Here is a 20,357-nt window from a genome sequence, read left to right as displayed (position 1 = left end):
CAACAACGAATCTCCCGGCGATGCATCTGCAGACCGCCGGAACGCGCAGCGACGCAGCCTCAGCCGGCGCTCGCTGGTGGCGGCGCGGCGGGCACCGCGACGCCGCTCTCGCGCAGGGCCGCGATGACCTCGCCGGCAACCCGCTCCCCGGAGCGCACGGCCCCTTCCATGAAACCGCTCCATACCGGCGAGGTGTCGGTGCCGGCCCAGTGGATCCGACCCACGGGCGCGCGCAACGCTCGACCGTAGGCGCTCAAGACCCCTGGCTTAAGCGGGGACGCGCAGCCGCTGGACCAGGCCTCGCTCATCCAGTCCATCTCGACGAAGCCTGTCGGCTCGAGCGCCTCTCTCCCGAAGAACTTCGCCAGCGCCGCGGTGACGGCGTCCTTGCGAGCGTTCGTGTCGCTCGGGACCTGCTCGCCCGCGCCGAACGCGAGCAGGACCCCCGGAGATCCGCCGGGGGGCGAGCTGTCGAAGACGAAGTCGATCACGGCGTCGTCTGCGATCACCGTCCCGCTGAGCTGGAGTCCACGCCAGAAGGCCGTCTTGTAGACGACATGAGCCTTGTAGTCCGGCATGCCTGTCCAGTTCTTCACCAGGCCGCTGCGGAGCTCCGGAAGCTCCGGCTCGAACTCGATCCGCCGCGTGTCCGCCGGCATCATGGCCACCACGACGCGCCTCGCCAGGATCACCAGGCGATCCGTCTCGACGCGCGCGGGCTCGCCTGGAGGATCGACGATCCGCCGCACGGGCGCGCCGAGGATCACGCGGTCGCCGAGCTCCCTGGCCATCGTCAGCGACAGGCTCTGGGACCCGCCGGCGAAGGACTTGTCCTGGGCGTCGGAGGTGGCCAGCAGGCTCTCGAGCCCGCCGCAGGCGCGGATGGCCACGAGGAAGCACAGGAGGGAGATGTCCTCCGGCTTGGCGCCGAACGTGAAATTGACGGCATAGCCGACGGTCCGGTGCACGCTCTCGTGCCTGGTGTTCTCCCGCAGCCAGTTGAACATCGAGAGCTGGTCGAACTCGGCGGCGCGCGGGGCGTCCCACGGGGCGTCGGGCGACAGCGCCGCGGCCATCTCCGTGAGCTTCTGGCGGACCTCCGCGAGCTCGATCCGCTCGTCATGGGTGAAGACCTGCCCGGTCCCGGGCATGCGCACGCCGTCGAACACCTGCCCGGTCCCGGCCATGCGCGCGCCGTTGAAGTAGAACACCGGCACCCCATCGCCGTATGTCTCCGTCGTCGGGACGCCGAGCTCCTCTGCGAGCGCGAGGATCCGGGTATGGCCTTCGCCGACCCACTGCCCCCCTCCGTCGACCACGATGCCCTCGCCGATGGATTGGCTGACCGTGAGCCCTCCGACCCGCTCGCGCGCCTCGAGGACCAGGACGTCGTCCACGCCAGCCTTGACGAGCTCGCGCGCGGCCATCAACCCGGAGAGGCCCGCGCCCACGACGACGACGTCGGCCTGCTTCACCTCCTGGACGGGCCGTGAAGAGGTGCAGCCACGTTCGCCGCACCCCAGAACGAGCGTCCCCGCCGTCGCGACGGAGGCCTCCATGAGGGCTCTTCGTGTGATGGTACGGTGAGGTGTGATCCCTTGCGTCATCGCTTCGTCTCTGCTCGCGTGCGCCCTCGTGCGGCGTGCCCTGTCCGTCCCGCTCATGCGCCTCATCGCGTCAGGCCCAGGGGTTCGACCTGATCTCCTTGAGCCCGAGCACCCTCACGAGCCTCTTCAGGTTCCAGAGCAGGTACACGGAGAGCACGATGACGACGAGCCACAACCCAGGAGAGAGCTGCGGCATTTCCGTGAAGACGTCCCTCACCGGCAGCGTCGAGATGACGTGGTTGCCGACGTGGTGCTGCTTGTTCAGGTAGCGCGCGACAACGAAGACGGTGCCGATCAGCCCGACGTTGAACAGGGTCGCGAACAGCGCCTTGCCCACCTCCGCGGCCTTGGAGAGGTTCGCCTGGAATGTCATCGCGCGCTTCTTGATGAGCTCGCCCTGGAAGAGGAGGTTCTCGCCCACGGTCGCGGGCAGTCGCATCAAGTCGTTCAGGGCCGAGACCAGATCCTGCCGGCTCCGCTTCGAGGCCATGTGCTTGAGCATCCTGTCGCGGCGCTGCTCGTAATGGCGGCCCGTCAGCTTGAAGAAGTTGACCTCCGGTATCAGGAACTTCAACGAAGCGTCGAGCGCCATGGAGCTCCGCATCACCCGCAGCATGTTCCAGAGCGGCGGGAACTTGTACTTCCCCATGACCGCGGAGAGCCTCACGTTCGCCCCGGTCAGCGCCCGCTGCTCATACGGGATCCCCTTGGCGTCCGTCAGGCTCTCCCACGCCTGGAGCTCACGGGTCACCTCCGTGCGCAGACCTTCGACATCGAGGTCGTTCGGGAGGCCCGGGACCATGGTCAGGAACACGTCCACGTACTTGGAGAAGTCGCGCCTCACCAGCACCTTGATGGCCAGGCTGTACTTCTCGATGAACCCTTTATCGAGCGAGTCGATCGAGCCGAAGTCGATCAGTGAATACCGGCTGTTCTTGAGCAACATGATGTTGCCCGGGTGGAGATCGCCGTGCATCAGGTTGTCTTCCAGGAACTGCTGAAGGAAACCGAGATAGAGGCGCCTGCCGACCTTCTTCGGGTCGACGTCGTTCTCCTTGCACCACTCCAGCGCCTTCTCGGGATCGGCATAGAGCGCTTTGAGGTAGTCGGACATGAGCACCCCGTCGACGAACTCCATCGTCAAGACGCGGGGGCTGCACCAGCGCACGAACGCCTTCGGCACGTAGACCTTCTGCCGGCGCAGGGACTTCCTCATGCGGCGCATCGACGCCACTTCCAGTCGATAATCGAGCTCGTCGGCGAGCGTCTGGCGGAGCTTCCAGAACATCTCGTCCCATTTGCCCCACGGCATCACCCGGAGGAGCTTGAGCACCGCCACGTAAACGCCGATGATCTTCAGGTCGCGTGCGAAGGACTCAGCGATGCTGGGCCGCTGCACCTTCACGGCCACCCTCACGCCGTTCGCCCGCAGACGGCCCACGTGGACCTGGCCGATCGACGCCGCCGAGAGGGGGATGAGGTCGAACTCCGAGAACATCTCGTGGATGGAGCGGCCGAGCTCCTTTTCGATGATCTGGCAGGCGATCTCGCCTGGAAAGCCCACCGCGCTGTCGTGGAGCTTGGACATCTCGTCGCAGAGCTGCTTGGAGAAGATGTCCCGGCGCATGGCGATGATCTGACCGGTCTTGATCCACATCCCACCGAGCCGCTCCATGGTCTCCCGCGCGTGCTCGGCGAGTCGCTCGGCGGTGTACTTACCTCCCGGACCCGCCGGCGGCCGCACGCGCATGAGCAAGAGGTGCCAGAGGATCTGGAGAAAGAAGCTGAATACGAACAGGACGCGCCGCCGGGGGGGTGGCTTTAACGGCGCCCCGCTGGTCGCCTTCGGCGGCCTCTGGTACACCAAGGGTGTCGGGATCAGTCTCTTCTTCAGCATCTGACAAGCAGGTGGGGCGTACGCCGGCCGTGCAACGTGAGGTGGGCCCCGAGGGTTGTCCGGGTGAATGGAGCTTCGCTGCTCGGGCGCGCACGTCGCCGTCCGCGCTCCGATCCACGAACCATGTTGATGGTGGGAGAGCCCCGGAGGGCTTGGTCAGCCGAACCCCCACATCTTGGTGGCCCTGCCCCGCCGGCTGCGCTCGCGCACGATCACGACGACCGTATGCGCTGCCGCGGGAACCGAGCCCGCTTGCCTGAGCTGCTCGATCACCTCCTGCACTTTGCTCATGAGGCCGCCGGGCCTGCCCTTGCGCAGCTTCTTGACCCGCTTGCGGCTCTTCTTGCCCAGATCGATGATCGTCGGTCGCTGCAGGGCTTCAGCCGCGCCCGCGTCGTTGGTAACACCCTGAATATTCATCGTCGGAATCCTCCGTCACTCGTGAAAACGTCCCGGGGCCTCAGAACAGCTTGCTGATCTTGAAGCGCTTTCTCCCCTTCTGGGTGGCTCGGGAGAGGTTGTTCGACAGATCGCGCATCCACCCATCCCGTTTCTTGCGGTTGGAGCGGTTGTGGCGATCGATGTATGTGTCGATGGTCTTCTTGTTGGCGCGGGCGCCGTACCGCATCAATTTTTCCCAGAATCGGCCGCCCTTGGATATCTTCTTCCGCTTGCGCTTGCGCTTCAGCTCGTACACGCCAGCCGCCGGCCCCTCCAGGGTCGCCGGCTGCGAGATGATGATCCTCTTGACCGCTTTGGGTAGCTTGAACTCCAGCATTGTATTCCCGTCCGGGTAGGGCTTACTGCTACATGAACAAGATGGTCATTGCACGTTTCCGTGAATCAAACGCAGTACCAGATTATCACGTAAACGACAGGTAAGTGTCAACACAAATTTAGGACAGACACAGGGAGCGATCGTAGGGCACAAAAGGGCCTATCGAGCGCGCGTACGTGCCAGCATCATAGAGCCCGTGTCGGTTTTGCTGGACAGTCGGCGAGAGCTTGGCCGATGCTTCCCAGACTCGATCTATGAAACCTCACAATCCATCATCGAGTCCTATCAAGGGTCGCCGCGCCGTCGTGCTCGGCGGCGGCATCGCCGGCCTCGCCGCGGCCGGCGTGCTTGCCCGTCATTTCGAGCAGGTCACCGTGATCGAACGCGACCGCTACGACGAGCACTCCATGGCGCGACCCCACGCGCCGCAGGGCGCGCACATCCATGCTCTCCTGGCGCGGGGCCTGCACACGCTGTCGAGGCTCATACCCGAGCTGCCCGGGTGGTTCGACGAGATCGGGCTGCGCGAAGGCGACGTGACGTACCACATTCGCGGCGCCGCCGGGGGGCGGTGGCTGCCCCAGGTCCGGTCGGGCATCCTGTTCCGCCCCTGCACCCGCGCGGCGCTCGAGCAGCTGCTCGTGCGCGATGTCTCCCGGCGCGACAACATCACCGTGATCGAGGAGTGCAAGGTGGCAGGCTTGCTCGGCAGCGAGCGGCTGCGCGGGGTGCGCGTCTCCCGCGGCGGACTGACGGACGAGCTCTCCGCCGACCTCGTAATCGATGCGATGGGCCGCGCGTCGCCCGCGGGCCGCTGGCTCAAGGACGCGGGCTTCCCGCCGGTCGAGGAGCAGGTGGTGGACGCGGGGGTGGTGTACAGCACTTGCATCTTTGAGCCCCCGAGCGGCATCGGCGAGGACTGGATCGTCATGGGAACACTGACCGTGCTCCCTCACGAGCCGTGCGGGGTGGGCTTGGTGCGGCTCGCCCCCGACCGCATCCTCTGCTCGATGGCCTGCTACGGCAAGCCGAGCCCGCCGCGAAGCGCCGACGAGTTCATCGCCCACACGTCGAGACTCTGCGTGCCCGAGGTCCACCGGCTGCTCCGTGCGTCGAAGCCCGTGTCGGAGGTCAAGGCGTTCCAGGCCACGGCGAACCGCTGGCGGCGCTACGGGTGGCTGCCGAGGTTTCCGGAGGGATTCCTCATCATCGGCGACGCCGTATGCAACCTGAACCCACGGTATGGCCAGGGGATGACGGTGGCGACGCTCGGGGCCGAGCGCCTCGACAGCGATCTGTCGTCGTACTTCGGGCAGCGCGGGAATCTGGACGGCTTCGGCCGTCACTTCCAGAAGAGCCTGGAAGGGGTGCTGAAGGTGCCGTGGCAGATGGCGGTGATGGAAGATCGGCTGTGGATGTCGGTGTTCTCGGGCACCGAGCACACGCTGGCGGAGCGGTTGATGATCAAGAGCTCGGCGCGGGTGTTGAACGCGGTGTTCTCCGACGTCGAGACGAACCAGCGGTTCACGCGGGTGGCCCACATGCTCGACACGCCGATGTCGCTGCTGTCGCTGAAGACGCTGGCGGTGATCGCTCGGGGCGGGGGGCGAGACATGCCATCGGCACGACCACCCGACATCGGGGCATCGTGATGAACGGCGCGCGGAGCAGGCGTCAACGGCGGGCGGGCCTGCGCGCCCCGTGACGCGTTGCTGGCCGGAGGTCGCGTGACGAGCCCCTGGCCAGAGGTGCCCCACACGTCGCGTCCGCCCCGGAGCGGCACCGAGGTCGAGCGGCACCTCGTGGCGATCAATCCGGTCAAGCGCCACCTTACCCACACGCGCGCTCGCAGCCGCCGCCCCCATCGTCCACGGTTGCGTTAGCCGTTCACGATGCAACGCGCAATACACAACGCTCACTGCCTCGCAATTCCAGCATGGACAAAGCTGCTCCGTCGCCTGCATACGCCTGCGCACGGCGGTAGGCCTTCGGCTCGGCGCCGTCCATGAGACCTTGGTCCTATTGACCGCCCTGCCGTCTGAGGGGCCGGCCTACTGGCGACCGGGATCGCGAAGCGGATCAGCCTGCAGCCGGCCGACTGGATAGGTTTGTCAAGCGAATCGCTCGCTCGACCTTGCCCTTTTGCTGCGGTTTGCGCACGGCGCAGAGCCGCGGCGCGACGCGGAGCTGACCGGCGAGCGCGAGCAGGTCCGGGTGGAAGCGCACCGCGTCGCCGTGGCGCTCGAGGACGACGGTCTTGGGGTTGTCGAAGAGCCACTGTCTCGTCGCGCCGCCAAAGTAGCAGCACGCGCGCACGAGCGAGCGGCGGAGCGACCTCACGGAAAGGTCGAGCACGAGCTCGCCCCAGATCGCGCGCGAGTACGACAAGACCATGACGAAGGCCCAGAGCAGGCGCGTGCCGCCCGCGACGCACAGCTTGCCGAGGTAGGCCCAGTCGATCTGGGCCTGCTCGGCGATGAGCGGCTCGACGCGGAGAAAGGCCTCGCTCTTCGGCGCCGGGCGCACGAGCCGGACATGCCGTCGCACCGTGCGAATACTGCCCTCGTAGCCGCGCTCCACCAGCATGTCGTACAGGCGCGTGGCGCGGAGACGGGGATACTGTGTCAGCGTCTCGATGACGAAGGCCTCGTAGCCGCCCAGCGGCAAAGGCACCTCGCTCACGGCGGCGTCCGCGTCGCGAATGACGGGCCGCGAGCGCGCCCCCTTGCCGAGGCCGAGCACGCGCTCGACGGTGTCGTGGTGCAGGCCGAGCTGCGTCGCGATGGTGCCGACCTTCCAGTGCTCGGCGAAGTGCAGGCGGCGGATCTCCGCCTCCTTGGCCTGGTCGATCGTCATCGACCGAGGCTCCTGCGAAGGCGATGCTCGCCGCGGAAGTTACCGAGTCCCGGCAGCCGTTGCCCGCGGCTGGGCGGGGCGTCCATGAAGAGAGGCTCGACGACATAGTGCAGCGTCGCGCGCGCGACGCCGAGGCCGTCGCACAAACCCAGCGCGAACAAGATCTCCTCGGACTCCGCAGAAACGACAGCGCGGACCCTCTGGTCGTCCCAGAGCGCCATCGACTCGCACAGCATCGGCCCGGCGAACCGATGCGCCGGCGTGGCCACCGATCGCAGCCGGGCCTTCATCACCTCGTTGGGTCCCTGCGTCAGCAGCACCCGCGCCTCCCGCGGCGTCGCGGAGATCGTCATCACCAGCTCGTCCATCCATCGACTCCTGCGGGCCGGCGACGGCCACGTCGTCCCTAGACGTCGGCGCGCCGGCCCGCGGGCACACGCTGGCGGACGCGGGCAAGTTATCGGACCCCGTATCCATCACGCGCCGGCCCCGTCGAGCGCGGTAGGCACGCTGGTGATCGCGGTGATCGAGGCGTCCCTCGGGGAAGCGCTGGTGCCGCAGCTGGACGCCGCGGCAAGGAGGGCCCTGGGAAGCCCGCAGAACGCCCGCGCGTCTCGCCTCCTCTTCCTCGCGAGCGACGGCAGTACCCGCTTCTATCGCGACTGCGACGCGCTCCTCTCCCGCTACCCCCGGCGCCTCCTGGCCTGCCGGCTCGAGATCCCGGGCGAGGCGCTGGGCGAGAAGCTCACGGGGAGCGCAAGGATGATCCGGAACGTGCTTGTCCTCGACAAGAGGGTTGCTACCAGAGCGCTGCTCGCCGTGCTCCCGCCCGGCTGACGCCCGGCGACGGCGGGAAGGGGTCAGGTCGCTCCGTCATCAGTCAGCATGGATGCGGTTCTGGGTGAGCTTCTCCATCACGCGGTTGAGGTTGAACGCCGCCGGCTTCTGGCGGGGAGGAAACCGCTCGAACGAGTCGAGGAGCTTCGCGACATACGCCTGGCAGGGCACGACGAGGAACACATGGTCGAGGACCCAGTCCCAGTACGTGTTCGAGCCCTCGTCAGCCCGCTCGAACGGGTCGCGACGGAGGTTGAAGATCTTCGGAGTCCGCAGCTGGACGAACGGCTCGAACCAGATCTGCAAGCGCGTGGCGCGCTGCTCCATGAAGACGAGCTTCCAGTCGTCATAACGGATCGCCAAGAGATCGCCGTCGTCGCCGACGTAGAAGAACTCCTTTCGCGGGCTCTCCGCCACCTTCCCGGTGAAGTAAGGGAGCATGTCGTAGCCGTCGATGTGCACCTGGAACTTCTTGTCCCCGGCCTGGTGGCCGTGGAGGAGCTTCTCCTTGATATCGGGGACGCCCGCGGCGGCGAGCAGCGTCGGCAGCCAGTCCTGGTGGGAGACGATCCCGTTGAGCACCTTCCCGGCCGGGATCTTCCCGGGCCACCTCACGAACGCCGGCACACGGAACGCGCCCTCCCAGTTCGTGTTCTTCTCGCTGCGGAAGCAGGTGATGCTGGCGTCCGGCCAGGTGTTGAAGTGGGGCCCATTGTCGGTCGAGTACAGGACGATGGTGTCTTCGGCGATCCCGAGCTCGTCGAGCTTGGAGAGGATCTTGCCGATGTACTCGTCATGCTCGACCATCACGTCGTTGTAGAAACCCTGGCCGCTCTTCCCACGGACTCTCTGCTTCGGGTGCGTGCGGAAGTGCATGTGGGTCGTGTTGTACCAGACGAAGAACGGCTTTCCGTCGCGGTGGGCGCGCTCGAGGAACTCGAGGCACCGGTCCGTGATCTCGTCGTCGATGGTCTCCATCCGCTCGCGCGTCAGCGGGCCGGTATCCTCGATGCGGCCGTCGGCGAAGCAGTGGAGCACCCCTCGCGGCCCGAACCGCTTGCGGAACGCTGGATCCTTGGGGTAGTCGGGGAGCTCCGGCTCCTCTTCGGCGTTCAGGTGGTAGAGGTTGCCGTAGAACTCGTCGAAGCCGTGATTCGTGGGCAGGTGCTCGTCCCGGTCGCCGAGGTGGTTCTTGCCGAACTGCCCGGTCACGTAGCCGAGCGGCTTCAAGAGCTCGGCGATCGTGGGGTCCTCGGGCCGGAGGCCGATCTCGGCGCCGGGCATCCCCACCTTGGTCAGCCCGGTGCGGATCGGGTTCTGGCCGGTGATGAACGCGGCTCGGCCAGCGGTGCAGCTCTGCTGACCGTAGTAATCGGTGAAGGCGAGCCCCTCCTCAGCGATCCGATCGATGTTCGGGGTGCGATACCCCATCATCCCGCGGCTATGGAAGCTGACGTTCCAGACGCCGATGTCGTCTCCGCAGAGGATGAGGACGTTGGGCTTGCCGTTGCGCTTCTTTGTCGTCTTCGGAGTCGCCATACCAGGTGTCGACATGGCGATGGCATGGCACACGAACGGTGTCCGACAAGTCGGGAGAACCCGCATCGGGCGCACCGAACATGGGCTCCGCTCTCGGCAGTTCGTTGATCCCGTGGTGGACGGTGGCCTTCGCGCCGTCCTCACTGCAGCCGAGAGCGCGATGATCTCCTGGAAGGACAGCTCGTAGAAAACCTGATCTCCACGTCGCGCTGCCGCTGCCGTCGAAAGCCATCGTGACGATTACGTCCGACCGGCCGTCGATGGGCTCGAAGAGCGCATGGCGACTCGCTCGGACTCTTCGAATCGTTTCGTCTTACCTTCCCCTCGGCGGCCGCATCGCTCAATCGGTGCAGCACGGCGCCCCGCCGGGGACGTCGCAGATCGCCGGATCGTCGCTGCATGGCAGCCCTCACGCCACGGTGGCGCCGAGGACGACCTCCACCGGCGCTGCATGCTTCGTCGAGCCGTCGTCGTTGCGCGCCTCCGCCGCGAGGATCACGTGGGTCCCCTCCTTGAGCACGGCGGCCGGCTCCCACTGCCTTCCGGGGAGGAACGCAATGAGCCCGAACGCGTGCGGGAACTCCCCGGGGAGGAGCTCGATCATCCCCTCCTGCGGCACGCCCGGCGGAAACAGGTCCCCGGTCGCAGGGTCCTTGAGGCTGTACCGCACGCGGACCCTCGCCCCGCAATCGCTGCAGCCGACGGCGAACCAGAGGTGATATCCCCCCTGGGGCCCGGCCATCACCGGGAGCGTGGCGCCATCGTCGATGCTCTCGAAGCAGGTCTCGCCGGTGCCGATCTCGAACACCGCGGGGTCGTCCGGAGGTGGCACCCGCCGCCACCGCCTTCCCCTGCGGAGCTGCCGCCGCCTTCCCCTGTGGAACCGCCAGCGCCCGATCCTCCCGTGGAGACGGGCGGCGGGAGACATCACCCCGTTTCCCCTTCCCCTCGGGCGCGGCTGTGAGGCGCGTCCGACGGGGCCTGTCGGCTCGTCCGCGCGTTCGGGCTCGGCCGGCTGCCGTCCCGCGTGGGCTCGCGCGGCAACTCCACGATGAACGTGGCGCCCGTGCCGGGCTCGCTCTCGATCCGGATGCCCCCGCCCAGCGCGTCGACGAAGCGCCGCGCGAGCCACAGCCCGAGGCCTAGGCCTCCGAAATGGCGCTCTGACACGCCGCGCTCGAACCGCCTGAAGAGCCGCGCCTGCACCGCGCGGGGGATGCCGGCGCCGCGGTCGCGCACGACGAGCCGCGCCCGGTCGCCGTCGCCCTCGACCCGGACATCGATGGGCTTTCCCTCCCCGAACTTGACGGCGTTCGACAGCAGCTTGTCCACCGCCTGCCGGAGGCACGCGCGGTCCCAGACGCCCACGACCCCCGGCTTCGCGTCGAGGGACAGCGTCGAGCCCGCGTGCTCGAGCGCCACCGCGTGGCTCGCGGCAGCGTCGCGGACCACCTCCGCCAGATCCACCGGCTCCATCTGCATCTCCGGCTGGCCCGCGGAGAGGCGCGCGACGTCGAGGAGATCGTTCGCAAGCCGCTCGAGACGCCCGATCTGGTCCACCGCGCGCTCCAGCTTCCTGACCGCGCGCTCCGGCCCCCCGTCCCGCATCCCGCCGGCGCGCGCGTCTCGGAGCAGGACTTGGACTTCCATCAGGAGCGGCGTGAGCGGCGTCCTCAGCTCGTGCGCGGCGAGCGTGAGGAACGTGTCGCGCGCCCGCACCCCCTCCTCGGCTTGCGCGAGCAGGCGCGTCCGCTCCTCCAGCAGGCGCGCGAGGTCGTCGTAGAGGAACGCGTTCTCCAGCGCGACGGCGGCCTGGGCCGACAGGATCCCGACCACCTCCACGCGCTCGGCCGTGAACGCGCCCGTCGCGAGGTCGTTCTCGAGATACAGCACGCCGCGCAGCGCGCCCCCCGAGAGGACCGGCGCGCACAGCATGGAGCGGGTCTGTCGCGACTCCACGTAGGGATCGTCGCGCGTCGCCGGAGACGTGCGCGCGTCCTCGAGGACCATCGGCGCCTGGGTCCGCGCCACCGTGCGCACGGCGGATAGGCACGCGCGATCGCCGGCGCGCTCGACGGGTATGCCTCCCGTGCGGACGGCGCCGCGGGACGGGTCGCCGGCCGCCTCGAGGACGAGCGCGCCCTCCCGCACGACGAAGAGCGCCCCCCGCTGCGCGCCGGCGTTCTCCATGACGGTGGAGAGGAGGCGCGTCGGGAGCTCGTGGAGCGTCAGGCTGCTCGTGATGACGTGCAACGCCTTGAACAGCGACGCCGCGTCGAGCAGGACGGCCGGCGCCTGCGAGGTCGTGATCAGCGCGCCCATGGGGGCGTGCATCGGCAGGAGGCTCGCGTACCGCTGCTCGAGCTGCGCGACCTTGGCCACGGCGCCCCACCGGGCGTAGAGCCGCCGCGCTCGCTCCAGGTAGGCGCGCGCCAGGAAGGCCTTGCCGGCCGCCAGCCAGAAGCGGCCGGCGAGCTCGCACGCGAACGCGGCGTCGTGCACGTAGCCCTTCGCCTCCGCCCCGGTGACCGCCTCGTCGTAGCGCCTGGCCGTGACCCAGGGATCGTCGCCCAGGAGCCCGGACCGGGCGGCCTCGAGCAACGCGACGTGGTGCCCGACGTTCGCCGCGCCGGATCGCGTCGCCGCACGCACCTCGTCAAGGATGGCCTCCGCGCGCGGGATCAGCGCAGCGCGACCGTCCCCGACCTCGTCTGCGGCCAGCATGAGGCACGAGAGCGCCACCGCGATCTGCATCCGCATATAGTGGATAGGCATCGCGCGCCCGGCCAGAAGCCACGGCTCGGCTCTCTCGAGCTCCTCGAGCACGCCCCGGAAGTCGCCGAAGAGACAGAGTTGCAGGATCCGCACCCAGGCGACCATGAACAAGCCCAGGAACTGGCGGTCCGCCTCCATGACGGGGCGCATCGTCCGCTCGTCAAAGGCCTCGCCCTGGAGCACCGTCGGCTGTCCGTCCTTCCCGAGCAGGTTCCTCGTGGCCTGCTCGAGGGCCGCAGCTTGGCGCGCGGTCGGCTCCTGGTGGAGCGTGTAGCAGGCGCGGACCATCCCTCTAAGCTCGTGCGAGAGCTCGCGGAGCGGCGCGCCGGCCAGGTAGGCGTACACGCAATACCCAAAGCCGCAGTACGCCGCCCACTCGAAATCTCCGTGCGCGATGCCCTCCTGGTACCCCAGGCGCAGCGGCTCGAGCGTGTCGCGGTAGTGCGCCGTGCGCGGGTGGACCAGGCCCTCCACGAGGCTCGTGATCCTGGCCAGGAGCTCGCGGGACCCGAGCCGCGTCACCAGTTGCATGACGAGCCGGCCAAAGCGCGCCGCGCCCTCGATGTCGCCGTGAAGGCCGAGGAGCGCGGCGAAATACGCATACCACAGCGGGGTGGATGGAGCGGTGCCGCGATCGATGGAGAGCCGCACGAGCTGCGTGGCGAGGAACGGGTGGCGCTCCGGCGCGTACTGGAACACCAGGGCCGCGATCTGGCAGGCGATCTCCATGGCGAGCAGGATCCTGGGATCGCGCGTCGGGGGGAGCGCCGCGAGCTCCTCCACCTCCCTGCCCGCAAGCCGCTCGCGGATGGCCGTGATGGCGCGTTGCACGTCCTCGGCCGTGGGCTTCTCGGGGAACGCGAGCCCGAGCCGCCCGAGCGCGCGGAAGCCCAGGCGCAGGGCCTCCGCGCTCCGGTCCTGGGCTTGCGCGCTCCGGATGCGGAGCCTGTCGGCATGGACCTCGTCGAGGACCGACGCCGCGTGGGCGGAGAGCGCGGAGGCGAGCCGCTCGACGCCGTCGAAATCGCCGACAAGGCAGGCCGCGAGCCCCGCTGCCCGGTACAGCGGGACGGCGAGCTCGCGCGCCCGCGCGAAGCCCTGCTCGCCCAGCACCCGGGCGCCGGCGCCGAGCAGGCTCGCGGCCGCCTCGAACGACGCCGCGCCGAGCGCCCGCTGGCCGCCGCGCAGGAACAGCCGGGCCACCTCGATCCGCTCCGCCTCCTCCGCGAGCAGCGCCTGCCCGGCCTTGAGCTGGTCCAGGATCACGAACAGGCGCTCGTCCAGGCGCTCGGCCGGCGTCATCGCGAGGAGCCGCCGTCCGAGATCGAGGTGCACAGCGGGCCGATCCCGCTCCTCGATGAGCGCATAGGCCGCCTCCCGGATCCGATCGTGCGCGAACGCGAACGTCGCGGCCGAGGGGTGGCCGGCGGGCGCCCGGAGGCGGAGCGGGATCAGCATCCCGGCCTCCACCGGCTCCCGCAAATCCGAGAGCGTCTCCTCCGCGGCGGCGCGGCGGAGGGCCGCGAGCGTGTGGACGTCGAACGTATCGCCGAGGCACGCGCCCACACGCAGCGCCTCCCTCGCGGCCGGCGAGAGCTCGCCGAGCCGCGCGCGGAGCAGAGCGGCAGCGTTCTCCGCCATCGGCGCGGCCTCGGCGCGGGCTTCGTCCCACGTGAAGGAGCCGGAGGCCGGGTCGAACGTGATGACGCCGTCGAGGTGCAGCCGCTGCAAGAGCTGGCCGATGACGAACGGGTTGCCCCCCGTCTTCCGCTCCACGATCCGCGCGAGGCTCGCCGCGCGCGGGGCCGGGACCCGCAGCGCGTCGGCGATGAGCTCCACGACGGCGCGCTCGGGGAGCGGCGAGAGCGCGAGCGAGGTGCCCCGCGCGGCACCGTTGTGCATGCGCTCCATCGCTGCGCGCAGGGGGTGCCCCTCGGAGAGGTCGTTGTCGCGGTATGCGAGGATCATGCAACAGAAGCGCAGGTCCGGATCGGCGGCGAGCTCGCAGAGCAGGTCGAGCGTCGCGGCGTCCGCCCACTGGAGGTCGTCGAGGAACAGGACCAGCGGCTGGCTGTCCCGGCACAGCGCGCGCACGAACCCGCGGAGCACCAGCGTCGAGCGGTTGCGCGCCGCCACGGGATCGAGCTCCCGCACAGGCGGTTGCGGCCCGATCAGCAGCGAGAGCTCCGGCACGAGCGCGGCGACCAGGGCGCCGTTCTCGCCCAGCGCGGAGAGGAGCGCCTGCCGCCATGACGCGACGGCGTCGGGCTCGGCACCAAGAAGGTGCCGCACGACGTCCTGCAGGGCCCTGGCGAGGACGTCGTACGGCGTCGCGCGCTGGAGCCTGTCGCATTTGCCCGTGGCGAACATCCCGTGCTTGCCCGTCAGGGAGCGCAGCAGCTCATGGGCCAGCGCCGATTTGCCGATCCCTGGCGGTCCGCCGACGAGCACGAGCTCCGCGCACCCCTCGGCGGAGCGCTCCAGGGCGAGCGTGACGGCCTCGATCTCCTCGTCGCGACCGTACAGCCGGCGGGGGATCGCCAGCCGATCGGGGACGTCGCGCCGGCCGAGCGGGAAGGGCTCGATCCGGCGCGCACGGCGCCATGATTCGACGCACCAGCAGAGGTCCGCCTCGACGCCCCAGGCCGTCTGGTAGCGATCCTGCGGCTCCTTGGCCATCAGGCGGAGCACGATGTCGGACACGACCTCGGGAATACGGGGGTCGACCTCGCGCGGCGGGGCGGCCGCGCGCGCGAGGTGGCAATACACCAGATCAAGCGGGTCGCTCGTCTCAAAAGGCCGGCGGCCCGTGAGCATCTCGTACAGCGTCACGCCCAGCGCATAGAGGTCGGCGCGGGCGTCGAGCGGCCTGTTCATGCGGCCCGTCTGCTCGGGCGCCATGTATGCGAGCGTCCCCTCGATCTGGGACGGCGGCGCGAGCTCGGCTTGCTCCAGCGCCAGCTCGCTCGCGACACCGAAATCGATCAGCTGAACAGCGCCCGTGCGCTCGTTCCACACGACGTTCGAAGGATTGACATCCTTGTGGATGACGTGGGAGCGGTGCACCTTGGACAGCTCGCCCGCGACCCTGGCGCCGATCGCGAGCGCCTCGTCGATCGCGAGTCGCCGCCGGGCGCAGACACTGGCGACGGAGACGCCGCCGATGTCCGGCGTCTCCAGGCACCGTGTGCCGCCGAGGGTGAGGAGCTGAAAGGTGCGCCTCAGGCGGCGGAGCACCGCGGCCTCTCGGTCGGGACCCTCGCTCTCGTCGGTGTGGATCTTGAGAATCACGGAGCGCCCGTCCGGCGGCGCGACGGCCCGGAACACCGCACCCGACCTCGTGAGGGCGATCGCCTCGATCTGCCCATAGCCGGCGGACTTCAAGGCTTTGACGATCTGAGCCGCGACGTCCATGGGCCTCGTGTTGGCCGCCCGCTTCGCGCGCGAGCGGCGGGATGCGCGGTTTGCGCTCGGTGCGAGGGGGATAGCATAGCGACATCTCGGCGCCGGGGCACCGGCCGCGCGCGAGGAGATGCGCGAGCGCGCCGTGCGCCACCGCCTCGCGAGGAGCTGCGCGAGCGGGCCCGTGCGCAACCTTCCGCCCGAGCGTGGCCCGTCGCGGCGCCGCGGGGCAGGTCGCCGATGACGGCGCGCCGACGGCCACGCGCGAGGAACTGCGCGAGCGGGCCCGTGCGCCACTGTCGCGCCCGAGCGCGGCCCGTCGCCTCGCCGTGAGGCAGGCCGCCGCCGAAGACGGTGCGTTGTCGGCCGCGCTGGAGGAGCTGCGCGAGCGGGCCCGTGCGCTACCGTCGCGCCCGAGCGCGGCCCGTCGCGGCGCCGTGAGGCAGGCTGCCGCCGATGATGGCGCGCTGACGGTCGCATGCCAGGAGACGCACGACCGCGGCCTTGCTCCAGCGCACCCAGAGAGGTGTGCATGGGTCTACGGCGAGCCTGACGCGACCGCGCCAAGGGGGCGACGGCGGCTTTGGCGGCCCCGGGCGTGGCGGTGACTCGATCGGAATCGCGTACCTCGACGAGGATCAGCTCACGCAGGAAGGCATGTACGAGCTGGGACCGCCGGGCAAGGGCGGCACTCGCTGGGATTGGTCGGGCGAGATGGTAACGGGGCAGGACGGGATCCAGGTCGAGACGCTCCGTTTCTCTGAATAGGATCGGCGAGCGGGCGCGATAGGCACGCACGGGAGAGGTACGCGGCGAAAGTCCAACGCGACGCCGCTTCATGTGCTCGACCGGCGCGCTTCCCGCCGGGCAGCGCTTCGCCGCAGACGAGCATGCCGATCGCCCGGACGTGGGCTTGGCACCGCGCGCGTCCCGCGCTCCGCCGCCTCCCACGCGGCTCGCATGCTGCTTTCAAGTTTTCCTCCCCCCTCCATCGGCGGTCCCATTCGCTTCAGCGCCTCCAGGCGTGCAGCCTCCAGCCTCGACCGGCGCGGCGCTGTCGCCCGGCGCTTCTCCACGAGCTCACCGAGCACCTGCTCCGCGCGCTCCCACTGCGCCGCCGCCCCCGGCGCGTGCGCGATCCTTCGCACGGCGTTCCAGGGCGCTTCAAGCTGATCACACAGGTTGCCGATCTCGGGGTGCAGCCGTGCGATCGCGCGCAGGTGGCACCGGGTCTGCTTGTTCATCTGGAAACACTCTTCCAGGACGTGGCTCGGCGCGCGGACAACTCCGCACGCGAGCTCGTACCAGCGCCGCGAGCTCATGCGTCTACAAAAGCACCGAACCACAAACGTGCCAGAGCGAAGCCTTCATTTTCCGTTCAACTTTAAAGAGCGTTAAAGCACAGTACCAGAGTCGGCGCCAGGCGAGGGCGACGGCATTGAAGTCTGATGTAGCGTGCGACCAAGAGGACGCCGGTTCTCACGTGGCACCGTGACCTGACTGGCATTCGCTGGGGCCCGATCACGTGACCTCGGTGTGCGGGGTGACCCCCCCGGCGATCCCACGGCCCGGCCGTCGAGCGGGGCCAGCTCGCCTGGCGCCGCGGCCGCGAGCCGCGCTGGCGTCCACCTGGGCGAGCTCCGCCTTGCGCCTGCGCCAGCCTCCCGCCTGGACGAGCTCCGCGGTCCCCTGCGCCGAGTTCGCGCCCCGCGTCAGGCCGCCCCGCGGTCGTGCCGGTCGCGCGCCGCCCTGTGGCACACGTACGCAACAAAACGGAGGTGGGCGGCTCGCCGGAGCCCCTCAGCCGACCGCGCGCAAAATTACCAAATCGACCCCTTCGCGACCCCCCCAAATTGGCCCCTCGGGCGCTCCCTCGAAGCGGTCTAACTGCGCGTCACCAGAGCGGTTTCCACATCTGACGAGATCCCGGTAACTCGCGACGAGATACCGGATCGTCAGAATTACCATTTCGGGCCTCCTCACGGGCCCTCGTTCAGGCTCCGTTCCGAACCCGAAACACACAACAACCGAGGTTTGTATATGGCAGGAGCAGCTACCCTCGCGCTCTGGCGGCCCCCGACGCGCGGTCGTCGGGCCGCGCTGGCGGACGACGCTGCTGCACGGGCGGCATCCTGCGCAGCCCCAGGCGTTCGGCCGTCAGCGTGCGGTGACCGCGACCTGCCCCACGGCGCGCTCCGACGAGCCGCCCGCGCGCGGCACGGCCACGCATGGGCGACGTCGCGTAGCTCCAGCCGCGTGGTCGCCAACACTCCGCCAACGCCGTCGAGCGCCGTCCTGCCCACGGCGCCACGCCGGGCCGGGAGGCGGACAACGCCGGCGCACGGACGGCGTCATCGCCACGCCAGCGGGCCGGCGTCGCGGCGGTCGGCGCGCGCCTCCGTGACGCCGCCCACGCTCCCCGAGCCCGTGACAGGCGCGAGGCCAAGCGCCAGCGGCGGTCCTTCACGTCAGACCGGGCAGACAGGACGATGCCGCGCGCGATCGGCCAGCTTGGCGCCTCCGACTGTCTCCCGAGAAAATGTCTCCCAGGGCGGCTCGCGCGCGGACGTCCACGCGCGCCGATCCGGGCCGCGCATGGCGACGCTGAACGCGGGCGCCACGTTGGGGCCCTGCACCCCGTCGATCGCGTACGAGACCGTGGGGCTGCCGGCCGACGTCGCCGGCTCGCCGAGCTCCCTCGCGTCCGCTCGGCTTCAACTGCGCACGGTAAACACCATCTCTTGTGGGAATGGAATCCAGCGCGACCCCTGGCATGTGCGCGTAGAACCCACACGATGCCGATTCGCCGCGCTCGGCTCGCGCATCGTGATCAGAGGCGCACGCCTGGAGCGGCACGACGTCGGCCGGGCGCCAGCGTCGCCTGCGAGCGCGGCCCGATGGCGGCACCGCGGGCCTTTTGCGTCGACGCCACGATGACGCGGGTTCGTCGGCAGCTAGATCGGGACCTCGTCATCTCTCAGAAGCCCATCAATCTTGCTTAGCAGTTCTCGCTTGACCCGCTGCCGGTTCAGTTCGTCTTCGTAACCGGCCTTGACAGATGATACCTTGGCGACGCCCTTCAGCATCATCAGAGCGTCGATCATTCGCTCCGCCTCGTCGTCATCCAGGTCGCGCCGGAAGTGAACAACCAGGCCCTTGACGCTCATTGCAGTCCCACTCCCCGCGAAGAGATCTCGCCGGCTTCCCGAAGCATAAGGATATTACGCAACTCACCGATGGCCCGTGCGCGTCGCCTGTAAAGCGTCGAGAGGGGCAGCCCTGCATCTTGGGCGATCTGGGCCATCGAAACTCCGCCCAAATCGTGTGCCACGAGAACGAGTCGCAGCACCGGATCGAGCTCATTCACTGCATCCATGGTGCTGGCCCTGACGTTGTCGGACTCCATCACAGCAGCAGCATCTGGCGCTGGATCAAGCACCTCGATCGAACTGACCAATTCCTCCCTGCGCTTTCGCGCACGCTCGTGGTAGTGGGAGGCAACGTGTACGGTGATCGCGTTCAACCAGCGCTCCGGCCTGCCGCGTTTCGGATCGAACCTGGGCCAGCTCTCGCAGACGTTGAGCCAGACCTGGCCCGCGACGTCGCCACGCTGGCACTGAGGGACCCCCATCCTCTCCAACCAGAGCAACACCGCACGAACCAGCATCGGGCAAAACAAGCGCGCGTACGCCGCAGCGCGCTTTCCTTCATCCGGACAATCCATGACTTTACCCCCCCTTGCGAAATCGCACCCTATGATGAATGCGAGGCACGGCTGCGCTCACCCATGGCTCCCTACTCCCGGAAGTGTCGTGTTCAGCGGAGAGCGCTCTACGTCCTCCCAATCGGCGATGTTCGCGGAACCCGGCCCGCCTTCGTCACGCTGAAGCGGGAAGCTCGTCAGCGTGGCAGCGCGCCGGGCAGGCTCAGTCCCCGTGGCGGCGCGGACAGGGAGCGGCGACCTAAGGCGCGGCGGCGGCGGCGGCGGGAGCTTCGCGCGCGGGCTCATGGCCGCTAGCTCGGGCGACGGCACCACAGGCGGAGGAACGTCGAGCGCGCGGGGAGGTATCGGCGGCGCCGGCGACGACGCGGGACGCGCCGAGCTCTCGCGCTTGGTGACGGGCTCGCCGACCTGGATCACCACGGTCTCCTCTGCGTCTGTCCGGTGGTCGTCGTGCAGCTGCCACAGGCGCTCCCAGTACCGAGCAGGCGTGCCGGTGAAGGCCTCCAGCTGCCGGGCAAGGCCGGGCGTCATCGGGAAGTCGCTCCTCAGCAACCGCTCCACCTCCCTCGGCTCCAACCCCGTGCTCTCGGCCAGCTTCCTCCTCCACGAAGGCATCGTCGCGCAGAACGACTCGAGGACCCTTCCTGGCCAGGGGACGGGGCGCGCACGGGCGTCTGTCAGCTCCGCGAGCGCCGCGTCGACGTGACAGTCCAGAAGGCGCCGATATCGGTCCCGCTCCCCCACGGCCTGCACCTTCGCATCGGTGAGGGCTGCCTCCTCGTCGTCATGCGCGTGCTCGCGCGCCTCGCGAAGCCCGCGCTCGCGTCCCAGCGCCTCACGCGCGGTGACGGCGAAGCCGATCGCGACACAGGCTATCATCGCGAGCCCGAGCGGCGAGGCGAGCCACATCGCACCCAGCATGTCCTCCATAGCAATTCTCCT

14 protein-coding genes and 1 pseudogene are annotated in these 20,357 nt (G+C 69.2%); 3 read left to right on the top strand and 12 right to left on the bottom strand.

Annotated elements, in window-relative coordinates; all coding sequences use genetic code 11:
- Nucleotides 1-59: 59 nt before the first annotated feature.
- The 4 genes from WMF39_RS13005 to WMF39_RS12990 form a co-directional block, all read right to left on the bottom strand.
- On the bottom strand, nucleotides 60-1,559 hold the full coding sequence (locus tag WMF39_RS13005; protein WP_437745840.1) for a flavin monoamine oxidase family protein: 1,500 nt from the start codon (nucleotides 1,557-1,559) through the stop codon (nucleotides 60-62).
- 118 nt (nucleotides 1,560-1,677) lie between these two features.
- Complete coding sequence (locus WMF39_RS13000) at nucleotides 1,678-3,504, bottom strand: ABC1 kinase family protein (protein WP_437745839.1); 1,827 nt, start codon at nucleotides 3,502-3,504, stop codon at nucleotides 1,678-1,680.
- A gap of 156 nt (nucleotides 3,505-3,660) precedes the next feature.
- A complete protein-coding gene (locus tag WMF39_RS12995; RefSeq protein WP_437745838.1) occupies nucleotides 3,661-3,924 on the bottom strand; it encodes a hypothetical protein in 264 nt (87 codons plus the stop codon).
- A 40-nt stretch (nucleotides 3,925-3,964) separates the two neighbouring features.
- The gene (locus tag WMF39_RS12990) at nucleotides 3,965-4,282 is read right to left on the bottom strand and encodes a hypothetical protein (protein ID WP_437745837.1); all 318 of its coding nucleotides are present in this window, start codon (nucleotides 4,280-4,282) and stop codon (nucleotides 3,965-3,967) included.
- A gap of 254 nt (nucleotides 4,283-4,536) precedes the next feature.
- On the opposite strand from WMF39_RS12990, the gene WMF39_RS12985 reads away from it, so the two are divergent.
- A complete protein-coding gene (locus WMF39_RS12985; protein WP_437745836.1) occupies nucleotides 4,537-5,934 on the top strand; it encodes an NAD(P)/FAD-dependent oxidoreductase in 1,398 nt (465 codons plus the stop codon).
- A gap of 427 nt (nucleotides 5,935-6,361) precedes the next feature.
- Here WMF39_RS12985 and istA read toward each other — a convergent pair whose 3' ends face one another.
- Entirely contained in the window at nucleotides 6,362-7,138 is a 777-nt protein-coding gene (gene istA, locus WMF39_RS12980; RefSeq protein WP_437745835.1) for an IS21 family transposase, read from the bottom strand.
- Entirely contained in the window at nucleotides 7,135-7,506 is a 372-nt protein-coding gene (locus tag WMF39_RS12975; RefSeq protein ID WP_437745834.1) for a hypothetical protein, read from the bottom strand. Before WMF39_RS12975 ends, istA begins: the two co-directional genes overlap by 4 nt.
- 145 nt (nucleotides 7,507-7,651) lie before the next feature.
- On the opposite strand from WMF39_RS12975, the gene WMF39_RS12970 reads away from it, so the two are divergent.
- Nucleotides 7,652-7,975, top strand: a complete 324-nt coding sequence (locus tag WMF39_RS12970; RefSeq protein WP_437745833.1) for a hypothetical protein — start codon at nucleotides 7,652-7,654, stop codon at nucleotides 7,973-7,975.
- A 39-nt stretch (nucleotides 7,976-8,014) separates the two neighbouring features.
- On the opposite strand, the gene WMF39_RS12965 is transcribed toward WMF39_RS12970, so the two are convergent.
- The 3 genes from WMF39_RS12965 to WMF39_RS12955 form a co-directional block, all read right to left on the bottom strand.
- Nucleotides 8,015-9,514, bottom strand: coding sequence for an arylsulfatase (locus tag WMF39_RS12965; RefSeq protein ID WP_437745832.1), 1,500 nt, complete (start codon nucleotides 9,512-9,514; stop codon nucleotides 8,015-8,017).
- A 409-nt stretch (nucleotides 9,515-9,923) separates the two neighbouring features.
- A complete protein-coding gene (locus WMF39_RS12960) occupies nucleotides 9,924-10,346 on the bottom strand; it encodes a hypothetical protein (RefSeq protein ID WP_437745831.1) in 423 nt (140 codons plus the stop codon).
- A gap of 95 nt (nucleotides 10,347-10,441) precedes the next feature.
- Nucleotides 10,442-15,703: an AAA family ATPase gene (locus WMF39_RS12955; protein ID WP_437745830.1), complete on the bottom strand. Its 5,262-nt coding sequence runs from the start codon at nucleotides 15,701-15,703 to the stop codon at nucleotides 10,442-10,444.
- A gap of 552 nt (nucleotides 15,704-16,255) precedes the next feature.
- On the opposite strand from WMF39_RS12955, the pseudogene WMF39_RS12950 reads away from it, so the two are divergent.
- Nucleotides 16,256-16,459, top strand: a pseudogene (locus WMF39_RS12950) (hypothetical protein); the annotation flags it as partial.
- A 2,186-nt stretch (nucleotides 16,460-18,645) separates the two neighbouring features.
- Here WMF39_RS12950 and WMF39_RS12945 read toward each other — a convergent pair.
- From WMF39_RS12945 to WMF39_RS12935, 3 genes are read right to left on the bottom strand one after another with little or no spacing between them, the layout of a single operon-like run.
- On the bottom strand, nucleotides 18,646-18,858 hold the full coding sequence (locus WMF39_RS12945) for a hypothetical protein (protein ID WP_437299416.1): 213 nt from the start codon (nucleotides 18,856-18,858) through the stop codon (nucleotides 18,646-18,648).
- Nucleotides 18,855-19,415 carry a sigma-70 family RNA polymerase sigma factor gene (locus tag WMF39_RS12940; protein ID WP_437745829.1) on the bottom strand — a complete coding sequence of 187 codons (561 nt, stop codon included), beginning with the start codon at nucleotides 19,413-19,415 and terminating at the stop codon, nucleotides 18,855-18,857. Before WMF39_RS12940 ends, WMF39_RS12945 begins: the two co-directional genes overlap by 4 nt.
- A 57-nt stretch (nucleotides 19,416-19,472) precedes the next feature.
- Nucleotides 19,473-20,345 carry a helix-turn-helix transcriptional regulator gene (locus WMF39_RS12935; protein ID WP_437745828.1) on the bottom strand — a complete coding sequence of 291 codons (873 nt, stop codon included), beginning with the start codon at nucleotides 20,343-20,345 and terminating at the stop codon, nucleotides 19,473-19,475.
- Nucleotides 20,346-20,357 lie beyond the last annotated feature (12 nt).

It is taken from the genome of Sorangium sp. So ce1504 (assembly GCF_051521635.1).
Classification (GTDB): domain Bacteria; phylum Myxococcota_A; class Polyangia; order Polyangiales; family Polyangiaceae; genus Sorangium; species Sorangium cellulosum_B.
This window is presented reverse-complemented; position numbering and strand designations above follow the sequence as displayed.

What these genes read in the sequence shown, in the direction of transcription:
- WMF39_RS13005 (WP_437745840.1), bottom strand. Translation starts at nt 1,559, where the DNA reads ATGGAGGCCTCCGTCGCGACGGCGGGGACGCTCGTTCTGGGGTGCGGC.
- WMF39_RS13000 (WP_437745839.1), bottom strand. Translation starts at nt 3,504, where the DNA reads ATGCTGAAGAAGAGACTGATCCCGACACCCTTGGTGTACCAGAGGCCG.
- WMF39_RS12995 (WP_437745838.1), bottom strand. Translation starts at nt 3,924, where the DNA reads ATGAATATTCAGGGTGTTACCAACGACGCGGGCGCGGCTGAAGCCCTG.
- WMF39_RS12990 (WP_437745837.1), bottom strand. Translation starts at nt 4,282, where the DNA reads ATGCTGGAGTTCAAGCTACCCAAAGCGGTCAAGAGGATCATCATCTCG.
- WMF39_RS12985 (WP_437745836.1), top strand. Translation starts at nt 4,537, where the DNA reads ATGAAACCTCACAATCCATCATCGAGTCCTATCAAGGGTCGCCGCGCC.
- istA (WP_437745835.1), bottom strand. Translation starts at nt 7,138, where the DNA reads ATGACGATCGACCAGGCCAAGGAGGCGGAGATCCGCCGCCTGCACTTC.
- WMF39_RS12975 (WP_437745834.1), bottom strand. Translation starts at nt 7,506, where the DNA reads ATGGACGAGCTGGTGATGACGATCTCCGCGACGCCGCGGGAGGCGCGG.
- WMF39_RS12965 (WP_437745832.1), bottom strand. Translation starts at nt 9,514, where the DNA reads ATGGCGACTCCGAAGACGACAAAGAAGCGCAACGGCAAGCCCAACGTC.
- WMF39_RS12955 (WP_437745830.1), bottom strand. Translation starts at nt 15,703, where the DNA reads ATGGACGTCGCGGCTCAGATCGTCAAAGCCTTGAAGTCCGCCGGCTAT.
- WMF39_RS12945 (WP_437299416.1), bottom strand. Translation starts at nt 18,858, where the DNA reads ATGAGCGTCAAGGGCCTGGTTGTTCACTTCCGGCGCGACCTGGATGAC.
- WMF39_RS12940 (WP_437745829.1), bottom strand. Translation starts at nt 19,415, where the DNA reads ATGGATTGTCCGGATGAAGGAAAGCGCGCTGCGGCGTACGCGCGCTTG.
- WMF39_RS12935 (WP_437745828.1), bottom strand. Translation starts at nt 20,345, where the DNA reads ATGGAGGACATGCTGGGTGCGATGTGGCTCGCCTCGCCGCTCGGGCTC.